The 15,639-nt window shown below is 60.3% G+C and carries 12 protein-coding genes; 10 read left to right on the top strand and 2 right to left on the bottom strand.

Features of this window, described 5'->3' with window-relative positions; all coding sequences use genetic code 11:
* Positions 1-100: 100 nt before the first annotated feature.
* Positions 101-307 carry a zinc-finger domain-containing protein gene (locus ASE07_RS04435; RefSeq protein WP_057289609.1) on the bottom strand — a complete coding sequence of 69 codons (207 nt, stop codon included), beginning with the start codon at positions 305-307 and terminating at the stop codon, positions 101-103.
* Positions 308-329: 22 nt separating this feature from the next.
* Positions 330-1,250 carry a branched-chain amino acid transaminase gene (locus ASE07_RS04440; protein ID WP_057289610.1) on the bottom strand — a complete coding sequence of 307 codons (921 nt, stop codon included), beginning with the start codon at positions 1,248-1,250 and terminating at the stop codon, positions 330-332.
* Positions 1,251-1,447: 197 nt separating this feature from the next.
* Here ASE07_RS04440 and ASE07_RS04445 point away from each other — a divergent pair, with 197 nt between their 5' ends.
* From ASE07_RS04445 to ASE07_RS04490, 10 genes are all read left to right on the top strand, one after another.
* Positions 1,448-2,203, top strand: coding sequence for an AzlC family ABC transporter permease (locus tag ASE07_RS04445; RefSeq protein ID WP_057289611.1), 756 nt, complete (start codon positions 1,448-1,450; stop codon positions 2,201-2,203).
* Positions 2,196-2,519 carry an AzlD domain-containing protein gene (locus ASE07_RS04450; RefSeq protein ID WP_057289612.1) on the top strand — a complete coding sequence of 108 codons (324 nt, stop codon included), beginning with the start codon at positions 2,196-2,198 and terminating at the stop codon, positions 2,517-2,519. The genes ASE07_RS04445 and ASE07_RS04450 overlap by 8 nt, the downstream gene beginning before the upstream one ends.
* Before the next feature lie 78 nt (positions 2,520-2,597).
* The gene (locus ASE07_RS04455; RefSeq protein WP_057289613.1) at positions 2,598-3,788 is read left to right on the top strand and encodes a phosphoglycerate kinase; all 1,191 of its coding nucleotides are present in this window, start codon (positions 2,598-2,600) and stop codon (positions 3,786-3,788) included.
* A 109-nt stretch (positions 3,789-3,897) separates the two neighbouring features.
* Complete coding sequence (gene pyk / locus ASE07_RS04460; RefSeq protein ID WP_057289614.1) at positions 3,898-5,331, top strand: pyruvate kinase; 1,434 nt, start codon at positions 3,898-3,900, stop codon at positions 5,329-5,331.
* 53 nt (positions 5,332-5,384) lie between these two features.
* Entirely contained in the window at positions 5,385-6,449 is a 1,065-nt protein-coding gene (fba, locus tag ASE07_RS04465) for a class II fructose-bisphosphate aldolase (RefSeq protein ID WP_057289615.1), read from the top strand.
* 238 nt (positions 6,450-6,687) lie between these two features.
* On the top strand, positions 6,688-7,584 hold the full coding sequence (locus tag ASE07_RS04470) for a phosphoribosylaminoimidazolesuccinocarboxamide synthase (RefSeq protein ID WP_057289616.1): 897 nt from the start codon (positions 6,688-6,690) through the stop codon (positions 7,582-7,584).
* 1 nt (position 7,585) lies between these two features.
* Complete coding sequence (gene purE, locus ASE07_RS04475) at positions 7,586-8,086, top strand: 5-(carboxyamino)imidazole ribonucleotide mutase (RefSeq protein WP_057289617.1); 501 nt, start codon at positions 7,586-7,588, stop codon at positions 8,084-8,086.
* Positions 8,083-9,294 carry a 5-(carboxyamino)imidazole ribonucleotide synthase gene (locus ASE07_RS04480; protein ID WP_057289618.1) on the top strand — a complete coding sequence of 404 codons (1,212 nt, stop codon included), beginning with the start codon at positions 8,083-8,085 and terminating at the stop codon, positions 9,292-9,294. Before purE ends, ASE07_RS04480 begins: the two co-directional genes overlap by 4 nt.
* Before the next feature lie 16 nt (positions 9,295-9,310).
* The gene (locus tag ASE07_RS04485; RefSeq protein WP_057289710.1) at positions 9,311-10,372 is read left to right on the top strand and encodes an L-threonylcarbamoyladenylate synthase; all 1,062 of its coding nucleotides are present in this window, start codon (positions 9,311-9,313) and stop codon (positions 10,370-10,372) included.
* Positions 10,373-10,519: 147 nt separating this feature from the next.
* Complete coding sequence (locus ASE07_RS04490; protein WP_057289711.1) at positions 10,520-15,634, top strand: alpha-2-macroglobulin family protein; 5,115 nt, start codon at positions 10,520-10,522, stop codon at positions 15,632-15,634.
* Positions 15,635-15,639: the final 5 nt, after the last annotated feature.

Consider the following 15,639-nt stretch of genomic DNA (forward strand, 5'->3'; position numbering starts at 1 on the left):
ATATACGACTGCAGGCTTCTCCCTAATGTCATTCCCGTCGGTCAGTCTCTTGTACTTTGGAGGGAGTCCATATATGTCACGTTATAGCTTGGGATTGGTATTAGTGGCCCTTGGCGACTGCGCCCGGCTTGAGGCGGTAGACGGTCCCGCAATACGAGCATTTGCCTTCGTTGTTATGGTCGAGCGGAATGAAGATACGCGGATGCGAAGACCAGATCGGCATTGCCGGATTCGGGCAATAAGCCGGCAGGTCGTCGCCGTCGAGTTCGACGTAACTCATGTTGTGTTGTTGCTGTGCTTGGGTCATGGATTTTGCTCTAAGTGGTTAGTTACACCAGGGTCAGCCAGTGCTGGTATTGCGGTGCTTTGCCGGCGACGACATCGAAGAACAGCGATTGCAGTTTTTCGGTGATCGGGCCGCGCTTGCCTTCGCCGATCTGGCGGTTGTCGAGTTCGCGAATGGGCGTGATTTCCGCCGCGGTGCCGGTAAAGAAGGCTTCATCGCAGCAGTACATCTCATCGCGTGTAATGCGTTTTTCAATGACTTCAATGCCGAGGTCGCGTGCCATCGTCAATACCGCATCACGCGTAATGCCGTCGAGGCAGGAGGCAAGATCAGGTGTATAGATCTTGCCGTTCTTGACGATGAAGACGTTCTCGCCCGAGCCTTCGGAGACGTAGCCCTCGGTGTCGAGCAGCAGCGCTTCGTCGTAACCGTCGGTCAGTGCTTCCTGATTGGCCAGGATGGAGTTGATGTAATAACCGCAGGCCTTTGCGCGCACCAGCGAAACATTCACATGATGGCGTGTGAAGGAAGAAGTCTTGACGCGAATACCCTTCGCCAGTCCATCTTCGCCAAGATAGGCACCCCACGGCCATGCAGCGACGGCGACGTGGATGGTATTTCCCTTAGCCGAGATGCCGAGCTTTTCGGAACCGATCCAGACCAGTGGGCGCAGGTAGCAGGATTCGAGCTGGTTCTCGCGCACGACCTGGCGCTGCGCTTCCATGATGGTTTCCATGTCAAACGGAATCGTCATCTGGAAAATCTTGGCGGAGTTGAACAGTCGCTGCGTATGTTCCTTCAGGCGGAAAATCGCCGTGCCCTTGTCGGTCTTGTAGGCACGCACGCCTTCGAAAACGCCCATGCCATAGTGCAGCGTATGGGTCAGCAGGTGTACCGTCGCGTCGCGCCAGTCAATGAGTTCGCCGTCTTTCCAGATTTTTCCGTCGCGGTCGGACATGGACATAATGGGTCTCCAGGGATATGGCAAAACCTCGATTTTAGCCCATCCCAACGGAGGAGAAAATTCGTCTGTAGAATGACGCTTTGATTTTTTCCGGATTCAATTGCCGCGCCGACCCGTGTTTTGCCATCGCGATCAGGGGGGTGACGCCGGTTTGGCGGGGAACGTGACGAACGGCTCTCCTCCGCAGATTCAACACTATGAGCAATACACAAGCAGGCACGGCGGAGTCCTCATCCGCCGACGTCGAAAAACGCGCGTTTCGCGAGGGCTTCAAGGCATGCGCGCCGACTATTCCCGGTATTTTCGCCTGGGGCATGGTGGCTGGAATGGCCATGGTCAAAAGCGACCTGTCCATCGCCCAGTCCCTGGGCATGACCTTTCTGGTGTTTGCCGGTTCGGCGCAGTTGGCATCGCTGCCCTTGATGACGGCCAATGTGCCACTGGGCGTGGTGTTCCTGACAGCACTGGTTGTCAATCTTCGCTTCGTCATTTTCGCTGCGGCCCTGGCGCCGCATTTCGCCCACCTGCCCTGGTACAAGCGGCTCTGGCATGGGTATTTCAGTGCCGATGTGACCATGGGCTTGTTCCCGCAGCGCTTTCCGGCGGAGACCGCGCCGCATACCGCGGGCAAGGTCGGTTTCTTTAATGGCATTGGCTATCCTAACTGGTGTACCTGGCAGGCCGGTTCGGTGACCGGCATCCTGCTGGCCAGCCAGATCCCGCAAAGCTGGGGCATCGGTTTTGCCGGCACCCTGGCACTCTTGGCGGTTGCCATTCCGCTCACCATCAATATGGCAGCCCTGGCTGGCGTCGCCGTGGCCGGCGCGGTCGCGGTGGCGGCAGCCGGGCTGCCGTATCGCCTCGGCCTGCTGGTTGCGGTAATCGTCGGCATGATGGCGGCGATGGCGGTCGATACCGTGCTTGATCGGAACAAGGAGGCGGGTGATGAGTGACTTCGATACATGGCTCGCCATCGGGCTGCTGACGCTTGCCACATTGATCACGCGCGGCTCTTTTTTCCTGCTGGGACACGCGGTCAAGATGCCGGCCAAGGTGCAGCACGCCCTGCGCTACGCTCCTGCGGCAGCGCTGGCTGCGATTGTCGTACCCGACCTGGTATTGGTGAATGGCGCGGTGCAAGTCAGCTGGATGAATCCGAAACTGATGGCCGGGATTGCCGCCACGTTGTTCTTCCTGTACAAGCGCCACATGCTCGGGACCATCATCGTCGGGATGGCGGCTTACAGTTTGCTCCGCGTCATCTTATAAGCCGAAAACGGTTCTTTGGCAGGGTGCGGTGGAGTAAAATACGCGTTTTTCCATTCTTTCAATAATTGTCTGCCTGCCATGCAATTCAACCGTTTGAGCGATCTCACCGCAAGCAATCAACTCCAGGGCAAACGCGTTTTCATCCGTGCCGATCTCAACGTCCCGCAGGACGATGCCGGCAACATTACTGAAGATACCCGCATCCGCGCCTCGGTTCCCGCCATCCAGCAGGCCCTCCAGGCGGGCGCCGCCGTGATGGTGACCTCCCATCTTGGCCGTCCGACCGAAGGCGAATTCAAGCCGGAAGACTCGCTCGCGCCGATCGCAAAGCGCCTGTCCGAATTGCTCGGCAAGCCGGTCGAACTGAAGCAGAACTGGGTCGACGGCGTCGATGTCGCGCCGGGCCAGGTGGTCCTGCTCGAAAATTGCCGCGTCAACAAAGGCGAAAAGAAAAACAATGACGAACTTGCACAGAAGATGGCGAAGCTGTGCGACGTCTATGTCAACGATGCATTCGGCACCGCGCATCGCGCCGAAGCGACCACACACGGCATTGCCAAATTTGCACCGATCGCCTGCGCAGGCCCGCTGCTGGCCGCCGAACTTGATGCGCTCGGCAAGGCGCTCGGCCAGCCGGCACGCCCGCTGGTCGCCATCGTTGCCGGCTCCAAAGTCTCCACCAAGCTCACCATTCTCAAGTCCCTGGCCGACAAGGTCGATAACCTGATCGTCGGCGGCGGCATCGCCAATACCTTCATGCTGGCTTCCGGTCTCAAGATCGGCAAGTCGCTGGCCGAAGCAGATCTGGTCAGCGAGGCGAAAGCCATTATCGATATGCTGGCAGCACGCGGCGCCTCGGTGCCGATTCCGGTCGATGTCGTCTGCGCAAAGGAGTTTTCGCCGACGGCCGCGGCCACGGTCAAGGACGTCAAGGACGTGACTGACGACGACATGATTCTCGACATTGGTCCGAAGACAGCGAAGCAGCTGGCGGAACAGATCGCCAAGGCGGGCACCATTGTCTGGAACGGTCCGGTCGGTGTGTTCGAGTTCGACCAGTTCGCCGAAGGTACGAAGACGCTGGCGATGGCCATCGCGGAATCGAAGGGCTTTTCCATCGCAGGCGGCGGCGATACGCTGGCAGCCATTGCGAAGTACAACATCGCCGACAAGGTTGGCTATATCTCGACCGGCGGCGGCGCCTTCCTCGAATTCCTGGAAGGGAAGACCCTGCCAGCGGTCGACATCCTGTTGCAACGGGCGAAGTAAGCCGGACAGTCACGGCGCGCAAAACGCGTGCAAACCGCGCGCCGTCACCGTTGCTTTACGTTAGTGTCATGTACAACATCGCCCACTGTAAGTTACAGAAGGTTTCACCATGATCAGAGCTACCAAAATCGTCGCCACCATCGGACCCGCTTCGAGCGATCCGGATACGCTGCTCCGGATGATCAGGGCCGGTGTCAACGTCGTGCGGCTCAATTTCTCGCACGGCAAGGCACAGGACCATATCGACCGCGCCAGCCTGGTGCGCAAGGTGGCTGCCGAATGCGGACGCGAAATCGCGATCATGGCCGACCTGCAGGGGCCGAAAATCCGTGTCGGCAAGTTCGAGAACGGCAAGATCTTCCTGGAAAACGGCAGCAAGTTCATTCTCGATGCCGACTGCGAAATGGGCGATCAGGCACGCGCAGGGCTCGATTACAAGGAATTGCCGCGCGATCTCAAACCGGCCGATGTGCTGTTGCTCAATGACGGCCTGATCGTGCTCGTCGTCGACAAGATTATCGGCAGCGCAATCCATACCACCGTCAGGATCGGTGGCGAACTGTCCAACAACAAGGGCATCAACCGCCTCGGCGGCGGCTTGTCGGCGCCTGCGCTGACCGCCAAGGACATGGAAGACATCAAGACTGCGATGAGCTTCCAGGCCGACTATATCGCCGTGTCCTTTCCGAAGAGCGCGACCGACATGGTCATGGCGCGCCAACTGGCCAACATCGCCGGCGAGAGCAGCCGTCACAAGCCGCAGATGATCGCCAAGATCGAGCGCGCCGAAGCGATTCCCGCGCTGCAGGAAATCCTCGACGCATCCGACGGCATCATGGTAGCGCGCGGCGATCTCGCAGTGGAAGTCGGCAATGCTGCGGTCCCGGCGCTGCAAAAGCGCATGATCAAGATGGCGCGCGCATCCAACAAGCTGGCAATCACGGCAACCCAGATGATGGAGTCGATGATTGTCAATGCGGTGCCGACCCGCGCCGAAGTGTCCGACGTCGCAAACGCAGTGCTGGATGGCACCGATGCCGTGATGACTTCCGCAGAAACCGCGTCCGGCAAATACCCGGTGGAAACCGTCGAGATCATGGCCGCCGTCTGCCAGGAAGCCGAGAAATCCGATGTGGTCAAACTCGACGCGGACTTCCTGAATGCAACATTTACCCGCATCGACCAGTCGATTGCTTATGGTGCCTTGTTCACCGCCTATCACCTGCGGGTGAAGGCGATTGCCGCGCTCACCGAATCCGGTTCGACCGCGCTATGGATGAGCCGCCACAACATCGACATTCCGATCTACGCGATCACGCCCATCCTCGCCACGCAGCGCAAGGCCGCGCTGTACCGCAACGTGACCACCTTTGAACTGGCGCACTCAACCGACCGCGAAGCGGTACTGAAAGGCGCGCAGGATTTGCTTCTCGCCAAAGGGGTTGTTCACAAAGGTGACATGATTGTCCTTACTTGGGGAGAACCGATGGGCCAGGTCGGTGGTACCAACGCCCTGAAGATCATGAAGATAGGCGAATACTAAAGGTAAAAGATCGAAAAGATCTGCGAAACTAATTTTATTGTTTGGAGAACATCATGCCTCTCGTATCCATGCGTCAATTGCTCGACCACGCTGCTGAAAACGGCTACGGTCTGCCCGCATTCAACGTCAACAACCTGGAGCAGGTGACTGCGATCATGGAAGCCGCCAATGAAGTCGGCGCGCCGGTGATCATGCAAGCTTCCGCAGGCGCGCGCAAGTACGCCGGAGAAGCCTTCCTGCGCCACCTGATCGAAGCCGCGGTCGAAGCGTATCCGCATATCCCCGTCGTCATGCACCAGGACCACGGCCAGTCGCCGGCAGTCTGCATGGCCGCAATCAAGTCCGGTTTCACCTCGGTAATGATGGACGGCTCGCTGATGGAAGACGGCAAGTCGGTTGCCAGCTATGAATACAACGTCGAAGTGTCGCGCAAGGTCGTCGAGTTTTCGCACTCCATCGGCGTTACTGTTGAAGCAGAACTCGGCGTGCTCGGTTCGCTCGAAACCATGAAGGGCGACAAGGAAGACGGCCACGGCGCGGAAGGCACGATGACCCGCGAACAGCTGCTGACCGACGTCAGCCAGGCAGCCGACTTCGTCAAGCTGACCCAGTGCGACGCGCTCGCGATTGCCATCGGCACGTCGCACGGCGCCTACAAGTTTTCCCGCAAGCCGACCGGCGACATCCTTGCCATCGAGCGCATCAAGGAAATCCATGCGCGCATCCCCAACACCCATCTGGTGATGCACGGTTCCTCGTCGGTACCGCAGGAATTGCTGGCAGAAATCCGCCAGTTCGGCGGCGACATGAAGGAAACCTACGGTGTGCCGGTCGAAGAAATTCAGGAAGGCATCAAGCACGGTGTGCGCAAGATCAACATCGATACCGACATCCGCCTGGCAATGACCGGCGCGATCCGTCGTTTCTTCATTGAAAACCCGTCCAAGTTCGACCCGCGCGAGTACCTGAAGCCGGCCCGCGAAGCCGCCAAAAAGGTCGTCAAGTCGCGCATGATCGCCTTTGGCTGCGAAGGCCAGGCTGCCAAGATCAAGCCGCTGCCGCTCGAAAAAATTGCAGAAATGTACAAAAAAGGCGAGTTGTCGCAGATCGTGCAGTAAAATTCGACTTTCGCAATAAACCAACCGGCGGCGTGCAGCGAGCACCCGCCGGTGTAGAGCGGATTTCATCGTGTGTAGTGTGTACTGTCGCCTCGGGCCGCCTTGCCGCGCAGGTCGGCGTTGCTTGTCGCTTGTGTGGCCCGCCACACGGCGCTTCGCGCGCCTTGTCCTGCACGCCAGGTCGACCCGATTTCTCCGTACACCACGATGAAATCCGCTCTCGCTTTTTGAGAACCTCATGAACAGTCTTTACCAATCCACCATCTCGTCGCTGCCACTCCTCGGCCGCGGCAAAGTGCGCGACAACTATGCGGTCGGCGATGACAAGATCCTGATCGTCACCAGTGACCGCCTGTCGGCCTTCGACGTCGTGATGAACGAGCCTATCCCCGGCAAGGGCAGGGTGCTGAACCAGATGTCCGACTTCTGGTTCGAAAAGCTCGGCGGCATCGTGCCGAATCACCTGACGGGCATCGCGCCGGAATCGGTGGTGCGGGAAGACGAAGCCGACCAGGTGCGCGGACGCGCAGTGGTCGCCAAGCGCCTCAAGCCCATCCTGGTGGAAGCCGTCGTGCGTGGCTACATCATCGGCTCCGGCTGGAAGGATTACCAGGCGACCGGCACCGTTTGCGGCATCGCGCTGCCGAGCGGACTGCGCCAGGCCGACAAGCTGGCATCGCCGATCTTCACGCCGGCGGCCAAGGCCGATCTCGGCGAGCACGACGAAAACATCAGCTTCGAAGAAATGGAAAAGCGCATCGGCAAGGAACTTGCCGCCAAGATGCGTGACGTCAGCATCAAGCTGTACCAGACCGCCGCCGACTATGCGGCCACGCGCGGCATCATCATCGCCGACACCAAGTTTGAATTCGGCCTCGATGACAACGGTACCCTGCACCTGATGGATGAAGTGCTGACCGCCGATTCCTCACGTTTCTGGCCCGCCGACTCGTATGCGCCCGGCATGTCGCCACCCTCGTTCGACAAGCAGTTCGTGCGCGACTACCTTGAGACGCTGAAGGACTGGAACAAGACCGCTCCCGCACCAGCTTTGCCGGCCGACGTGATCGAAAAGACCGGTGCCAAGTACCGCGAGGCGCTCGAGCGCCTGACCGGCACCACGCTGAAGGACTGACATGAGTACACCGTCTGCCGCGCCGCTGGTCGGCGTCATCATGGGATCGTCTTCCGACTGGGAGGTGATGCAGCATGCGGTTGCCATGCTCAAGGATTTCGGCATTCCGCATGAAGCCAAAGTGATTTCCGCGCACCGGATGCCGGATCAGATGTTCGCGTATGCCGAGGCAGCGCGCGGACGCGGCCTGCGTGCCATCATCGCCGGCGCCGGCGGTGCCGCGCATTTGCCGGGCATGGTGGCCGCAAAGACCATCGTGCCGGTGCTGGGCGTGCCTGTCCCCTCCAAATACCTGCGCGGCGAAGATTCGCTGCTGTCCATCGTGCAGATGCCGAAAGGCATTCCGGTGTCGACCTTCGCCATCGGTGAAGCCGGCGCCGCGAATGCCGCGCTGACCGCGATTGCGATTCTCGCCGCGACGGATGATCAACTTGCCGCACGCCTGCAGGAATTCCGTGCAAAGCAGACCCAGGCGGCACTCGACATGACCTTGCCCGCATGAGTGATCCGCTTCAATCTCTGCAACCCTTATTGCCCATGCTGCCCACCGCCACACCACCTGCCTGGTTAGGCGTGATGGGCGGAGGTCAGCTGGGACGCATGTTCGTCCACGCGGCGCAAATGATGGGCTTCAAGGTGGCAGTACTGGAACCAGCCAAGGAATGTCCGGCCGGGCATGCGGCAGACCACCTGCTGTCCGCCGACTACGGCGACGAGGCGGCGCTGGCTGAAATGGCTTTGCAATGCGCCGCCATTACTACCGAATTTGAAAACGTTCCTGCGCGCAGCCTGTCTTTTCTGGCTGATCGCAGCTTCGTCGCACCGGGTGCGTCGTGCGTGTCGATTGCGCAGGATCGCATCGCGGAAAAACAGTTCTTCACGCAGTGCGCGCCCAGCTCGGGTGTGTTGCCCGCGCCATATCACGTGGTCGAATCCGAACAGGATATCGCCGCGATTCCCGACATACTTTTCCCCGGCATCCTGAAAACGGTCCGCATGGGCTATGACGGCAAGGGGCAGGTTCGCGTCAAGTCGCACGATGACGTGCGCCAGGCATTCGCCGCATTGAAAGGCGTCAGCTGCGTGCTGGAAAAGATGCTGCCGCTGGCGTACGAGATTTCCGTTCTTACCGCGCGCGGCGCCGACGGCAGATCGGTGGTGTACCCGATTGCGGAAAACGTCCATCGCGACGGCATCCTGTTCACCACCACGGTACCGGGGCCGAACGTTTCCGCCCAATCTGCCGACAAGGCGCAACAGGCGGCACTGTCTATCGTTGCGCAACTCGGTTATGTCGGTGTGCTGTGCATAGAATTCTTCGTGCTGCAGGACGGTTCGCTGGTGGTCAATGAAATGGCGCCGCGCCCGCACAATAGCGGTCACTACACGATCGACGCCTGTGTCACCAGCCAGTTCGCGCAGCAGGTGAGGGCAATGGCGCGTTTGCCGCTGGGCGATGTGCGTCAGCACTCGCCGGCGGTCATGCTGAACATCCTCGGCGATGTCTGGTTTGAAGGCAGCAGCGATGCGCCGCGTGAACCGGCGTGGGACAAGGTGCTGGCACTACCCGGCGCCAACCTGCATCTCTACGGCAAGGATGACCCGCGCCGTGGCCGCAAGATGGGGCACGTGACGTTTGTCGCCCCGACGCTCGCAGCGGCACAGGAAAGCCTGCGCGCCGCCTGCGGAATCCTTGGCATCGCGCTCTGAAGAAGCTGACTGCCACATGTCCGAACTCGATCTGTCCGCTATTGGTTACGCCGCTCGCCAGCTGGAAGCCGGCGAGCTGGTCGCTTTTCCAACAGAGACTGTCTACGGCCTCGGAGCCGACGCGGAAAACCCCGCGGCGGTAGCGAAGATCTATGCCGCCAAGGGGCGTCCGTCCAACCATCCGGTGATCGTGCACCTGGCGCCCGGTGCCGATATCGGCTACTGGACGACCGAGGTTCCGGAACAGGCGCGCCAGCTCATCGACGCCTTCTGGCCCGGACCGTTGACCTTGATTCTCAAACGCGCCGCTCACATTCCCGATGCCGTCTCCGGCGGTCAGGATTCGGTAGGGGTACGCTGTCCTTCGCATCCCGTCGCACAGGCATTGTTGCGCGCATTCAAGGGCGGCAAAGGCGGTGTCGCTGCGCCTTCGGCGAACAAGTTCGGTCACGTCAGTCCAACGACCGCTCAGCATGTGCGTGACGAATTCGCTAGCGATGCCGATCAGGATAAGGCTGGTCCACTGGCCTGCGTACTGGATGGTGGTCAGAGCGATGTCGGCATCGAGTCGACCATCGTCGACCTGACCCGCATGGCCACGCATGGACCTGTGCTGCTGCGGCCTGGTCACATCAGCGCTTCGGACATTGCGCGTGTCATCGGCATCGAGCCCAAGCAACCCGATGCCGCAGCGCCGCGCGCTTCCGGCACGCTGGAAGCGCACTACGCGCCGAGTACGCCGGTCGCCCTGGTTCTGTCGAAGGATCTTGCCGATACGGTAGTCAGTCTCTCCGCACACGGAAAATCAGTTTCCATCATCTGTCACAGTGCAGGCGGTGCATTTCAGGCGGCACATCCCAAGGCTGTATTGCGCCTGCCCGCGACGCCCGATGGCTATGCGTATGACCTGTATGCGGCATTGCGTTCCGCCGACGCGGTACACGCCGACATCATCCTGGTCGAGGCGCCACCGGTTGAACCCGCATGGCAAGGCGTCAATGACCGTTTGCGCCGTGCTGCATACGACTCTTCCGGCATCCTGTCGCGCCTATTGAACACCACGGACCGAACGAACTGAATATAGAGTAGAACGCCCGGCAATTCGCTCCAGTACTCCGCCGCAAAAATTCAATTGCAATTCAGGCAATAAAAGCATTTCCCTGTGACATAATGTTTGGCGGAAATTTATTCCGCTTTACATGACTTCACCACACAGGATTTGCTCATGCGCGCGAAAATCGCCGGCATCGCCATTGTTCTGATTGCATTTTTCGCGGCCGTCTATTGGTATGTCGCGCATCGACAGGCGGACGGCGAGTCGGCCATCGATCCCAATGCCGCCTTTGTTCTTGTCGACGCCGCAGATCGCAGCTTTGACGGCGCGCCGGCAATCGCACTGACCTTCAGTCTTCCACTCGATAGTGGAAAGACCTACGACAAGTACCTGCGACTATTCGAAATGCCAGGGAAAGTCGAGGGTGCGCCCACGCAACATACCGACGACGAGGAAGAAGACGGCCGCGGCTCCAGGGCCAAGACTTCGGTGGTAAGCACTGCACCGGCCGATACCGATACCCGGGACGGAAAAGTCGTGTCCGGCGCCTGGATCGTCGGCGAAAACCCTCGCCTGCTGTACTTTCCGCATATCAAACCGCAGACACGCTATGTCGTACAGGTATTGGTCGACCTGCCGGCCCGCAACGGCAAGAAGCTGGCAGCCGAATCCCGCTACTCCATCGTTTCCGCGCCGGTCTCCCCCGCGTATTACTTCGCCAGCAATGGCATGGTCCTGCCGGCGAAGCAGAATGGCGGCGTGCCGGTGGTGACGGTCAATGTGCCCGAAGTCGATGTTCAGTTCCTGCGCGTGAAAAGCGACCAGCTTCCGCGCTTTCTCGACCGCGTCATCAGCGGCGCGCCGAAAAAGAAGGAAGTCGTCGAAGCGAATGAAGAAGACGGCGAGCAGAATGAAGACGACTGGCGCCGCAGTTCGCTGCGCGGCGCGGTCCAGAACTACCAGCTGGATGATTTGCGCAACATGACGGAAAGCGTCTACATGGGCCGCTTCCTGACCGAGCAGAAACCCAACCGCCGCAGCGTCACCTACCTGTCCGTGGAAGACATCAAGGAGCTCAAGGAGCCGGGCGTGTACGTCGCCGTGATGAGCCAGCCGGGCAGGTTCCGTTATGAATATCAGACTACGTACTTTTACGTCAGTGATCTCGGCCTTCATTTACGCATGTTCGACAAGGGCGGCGACGCCTTCGTCAGTTCGCTCACGACAGGCAAGCCGGTCAAGGCGGTCGAAATCACCTGGATCGACGAACAAGGCAAGGTTTTGGCGCGCGCCGAGACCGACGGCGATGGCCATGCCGGATTTGCCGAGCGGCCGAAGAACGCACGGGTGGTCATGGCGCGCAGCGATAACCAGGTGTCTCTGCTGGCCTTGAAGGAACCCGCGCTTGACCTGTCGGAATACGATGTCACCGGCGCGCCATTCAAGCCGACAAGACTGTTTGCCTACTCCGGTCGCAACCTGTACCGGCCCGGTGAAAGTTTTGACCTCTCTGTGCTTGCGCGGGATGCCGATGGACGCCCGGTGCCGGCACAGCCGATCCAGGCCGTGCTGAAACGACCCGATGGCAAGAGCCAGTTCACCGCGACCTGGCGGCCCGACAGCCGGTTTGCCGGCTATTACGTCAAGCGCCTCGATCTGCCGGCCGATGCGCCGACCGGGTTCTGGACGCTGGAACTGCGCAGCGACCCGGCCGACAAGGTGCCGGGAACCGTATTTCGTTTCGGTGTCGAGGAATTCCTGCCCGAGCGCATGAAGCTCGATCTGAGCACAACACAAGCCACGCTGACACCGGACCAGCCGATGGTCGTTGCCGTGCAGGGCAGCTACCTGTATGGCGCACCAGCGGCGGGTAATCGCCTGCTTGGCGTTGCACAGTTCGAGCGCAACAAGAATCCCCTGGCTAAACAATTCCCCGGATTCGAGTTCGGCGATGTTGGCGACGACGACGCGAAGACGCGCAAGGAAATCGAGGAGCAGTCGCTTGACGACAAGGGCATCGCCGAAACCAGCATCGACCTGTCGCCGATCGGGAAACGCCGTTCACCGTTCACGGTACGCGCAACCATGAGCTTGCTGGAAACCGGTGGCCGCCCGGTGGTGCGCAGTATCGATCGCGTCGTCTGGCCGGGTGCGGCGCTGGTTGGTGTGCGCCCCTTGTTCACAGGCGACTACGCCGCCGAAAACAGCCCGGTGGAATTCGAAGTGGTGCGTGCGGATCGCGACGGCAAGATCGTGCCGGCAGCCGCGATGCCAGTCCGCCTGTTCCGCGAAAACCGCGATTACTACTGGCGTTTCGATGACCAGCGCGGCTGGAATTCCGGCTTCACCGAAACCGATGAGCTGGTCGAAACCGCGTCGGTCAGCGTGCCTGCCGGCGGCCGTGGCAAGTTGCGCGTTCCGGTGCGCTATGGCCGGTATCGCGTGGAGATTTCGGACCCGGAAACCGGGCTGCTGAACGTCTACCGTTTTTATGCGGGATGGAGCGCGCGGACCGACGAAACCCAGGGCGTGCGTCCTGATCGCGTCGCCCTCAAGCTGGACAAGGCTGCCTATCGCGATGGCGATACGGCAACCCTTACCATCACGCCCCCGCACTCGGGCGATGCGCTGGTATCCGTCGAAGGCGATCGTACCTTGTGGTTCAAGCGTATTGCGGTATCCGGCAATAGCGCGACGGTGGATATCCCGCTCAATCGCGACTGGAAACGTCATGATCTCTACGTTTCCGTCATGGTACTCAGGCCGGGCAACCAGGGTGATCGTGTCACGCCTGCGCGCGCACTGGGCATGCTTCATTTGCCGCTTGAACGCGCGGACCGCAAGATGGATGTCTCGCTCGAGGCGCCACAGAAAGTTCGACCGGAAACCACCGTCAAGGTCAAGGTGAAAGCGCCTGATGCCAAGGGACAGAAGGCGTTCGTGACACTGTCGGCAGTCGATGTCGGTATTCTCAACATCACCAGGTTCGCGTCGCCCGATCCGCACGGCTACTTCTTTGGCAAGCTGCGTTACGGTGCAGACCAGCACGATATCTACGGTCGCCTGATTGAAAAAATGCAGGGCCAGAAAGGCAAGCTCAAGTTCGGCGGCGACAATACACCGAAGACGACGCGCAGTCTGCCGAAGAAGGTCAGGCTGGTCGACTTGTTCAGCGGACCGGTACTGCTGAACGATCAGGGTGAGGCCGAGATTCCACTGGCGTTGCCCGACTTCAATGGCACGCTACGGCTGATGGCGGTTGTCGCTGCACCTGAGCGTTTCGGTAGCAAGGATGCGGAAATGACGGTGGCTGCACCGCTCGTTGCCGAGCTGGCGACACCGCGCTTTTTGTCCTTTGGCGACACCGCCGTGATCGCGCTCGACCTGCACAATCTGTCCGGCGCGCAGCAGCAATTGAAGCTTGCAGTCAGCGGCGGCGAGGGTATCGGCGTGCAGGAAGCCGATCGTACCTTGACCCTGAAAGACCAGGAAAAGCGCACCTTGCGTTTCCCGGTCGAGGCGCGCGCGGTACCCGGGCTGCACACGGTTACCGTCAAGGTCGTCGGCGAACAGCTCAAGCTGGAGCGCAGCTTCCCGCTGATGGTACAGCCGACCACGCCGCAGCAGCAGTTCATTCAGCGCTACAGCATCAAGCCGGGCGAAACGCTCGACATCAAGGAAGCCGAACTGTCCGGGTTGCATCGCGGCTCCTTGCTCGCGCATGTCGTCGTGTCGAACAAGGCGCCGATCGATATCCGTTCCGCCATCCAGGGCTTGCTGACCTATCCCTACGGTTGCGCGGAGCAGACCACCAGTACCGCTTATCCGCATGTCTTCATCGATGAAGACGCCGCCCGCCGTTTCGGCCTGAAACCCACTACCCGCGAAAAGCGTGCCGAGATGCTGGACCAGGCGATTGCCCGACTCGGCGCCATGCAGGCGCCGAACGGCGGTTTCGCACTGTGGGGCAACATGTCGGAGTACGAATACTGGTTATCCGCCTATGTCACCAGCTTCCTGCAAGACGCGCGAGAACAAGGCTTTGGCGTGCCGGATGCCATGATTAACAAGGCAATGGACTTCCTCTTGCGCGGTCTGCAGGAAGGTGTGTCGCGGTTGCCGGCCAATATGCCCGCAAGCACATCGGCGGCAGCAAATAGCGGCTTGTGGCAGGAAGACCGGCAGCGCGACAACGGCCGCTATGGCGTACTTGCCTACGGCGCCTACGTGCTCGCCCGCGACAAGAAGGCGCCGTTGTCCACCGTACGCCAGCTGCACGAGTTACGTGCGCAGGCACATTCCGGGTTGCCGCTGGTGCAGCTGGGATTGGCGCTCAAACTGATGGGCGATCAGGAAAAGAGCCATGTCGCCATTGCCGAAGGAGTGCGCAAGAACCGCGACAACGGTTACTGGTGGTGGGACTACGGCAGTGCGCTGCGTGACGCGGCGATGTCCTACGCCTTGCTGGAAAAGCACCAGGTTGCGGTCGATGGACGCGAGAACCTGATCGCCGTTGTCTCCGGTGAAATGGAAAAGCATCGCTACTACAGTACGCAGGACAAGCTTGCATTGTTCCTGGTAGGGCGCACCTATGGCAATGACGCAGGTCCATGGACAGCAAGCCTGAGCGCAGGCGGCAGGGCGGAGGAGGTCAACAGCAGGAGCAGCCATTTCCGCGAACTGGCCCCGATGGAACTGGCAAACGGCATCAGTGTTGCCAATACGTACAAGGATCGCCTGTTCGTCGAACTCTCGCTGAGCGGCAATCCTGTCAGGCAACCAGCCGCGAAGTCGGATCCGATCGAACTCACACGTACGCTGCATGCGCCGGATGGCAGTGTGATTGCCGGCCGGGCGCTGAGGGTCGGAGAAAGCGTGTTGGTTCACCTCACCGTGAAATCGAAAACGACGATCGGCAACGGCATGGTGGTCGACCGTATTCCTGCCGGCCTTGAGATCGAGAACCTGAACATTGTGCAGGGTGAACAAATGGGTGCGGTCATGATCGCCAGTGTGAATCCGGCACAGGCCATGGCGGATCCGCGCATCAAGCATGTGGAATTCCGCGATGACCGTTTTATCGCCGCGGCCAGGCTGGACAGGAACGTGCTCAACCTTTTCTATCGCGCACGTGTCGTCACGCCGGGCAAGTTCATTGTGCCCGCACTCTATGCGGAAGACATGTATCGCCCCGCGCTGTATGGCTTGACTGGCGGCAGCGATACCTTGACGGTGGTGGATGCCAATGCCAAACCCGCCGATAGTCCCGGGACGGGCGGCAAGTAAGCGTC

Source organism: Noviherbaspirillum sp. Root189 (assembly GCF_001428545.1).
Classification (GTDB): domain Bacteria; phylum Pseudomonadota; class Gammaproteobacteria; order Burkholderiales; family Burkholderiaceae_D; genus Noviherbaspirillum.

Bases quoted from the DNA above. Each gene is read 5' to 3' on its own strand.
- ASE07_RS04435 (WP_057289609.1), bottom strand. From the start codon at position 307: ATGACCCAAGCACAGCAACAACACAACATGAGTTACGTCGAACTCGAC.
- ASE07_RS04440 (WP_057289610.1), bottom strand. From the start codon at position 1,250: ATGTCCATGTCCGACCGCGACGGAAAAATCTGGAAAGACGGCGAACTC.
- ASE07_RS04445 (WP_057289611.1), top strand. From the start codon at position 1,448: ATGAGCAATACACAAGCAGGCACGGCGGAGTCCTCATCCGCCGACGTC.
- ASE07_RS04450 (WP_057289612.1), top strand. From the start codon at position 2,196: ATGAGTGACTTCGATACATGGCTCGCCATCGGGCTGCTGACGCTTGCC.
- ASE07_RS04455 (WP_057289613.1), top strand. From the start codon at position 2,598: ATGCAATTCAACCGTTTGAGCGATCTCACCGCAAGCAATCAACTCCAG.
- pyk (WP_057289614.1), top strand. From the start codon at position 3,898: ATGATCAGAGCTACCAAAATCGTCGCCACCATCGGACCCGCTTCGAGC.
- fba (WP_057289615.1), top strand. From the start codon at position 5,385: ATGCCTCTCGTATCCATGCGTCAATTGCTCGACCACGCTGCTGAAAAC.
- ASE07_RS04470 (WP_057289616.1), top strand. From the start codon at position 6,688: ATGAACAGTCTTTACCAATCCACCATCTCGTCGCTGCCACTCCTCGGC.
- purE (WP_057289617.1), top strand. From the start codon at position 7,586: ATGAGTACACCGTCTGCCGCGCCGCTGGTCGGCGTCATCATGGGATCG.
- ASE07_RS04480 (WP_057289618.1), top strand. From the start codon at position 8,083: ATGAGTGATCCGCTTCAATCTCTGCAACCCTTATTGCCCATGCTGCCC.
- ASE07_RS04485 (WP_057289710.1), top strand. From the start codon at position 9,311: ATGTCCGAACTCGATCTGTCCGCTATTGGTTACGCCGCTCGCCAGCTG.
- ASE07_RS04490 (WP_057289711.1), top strand. From the start codon at position 10,520: ATGCGCGCGAAAATCGCCGGCATCGCCATTGTTCTGATTGCATTTTTC.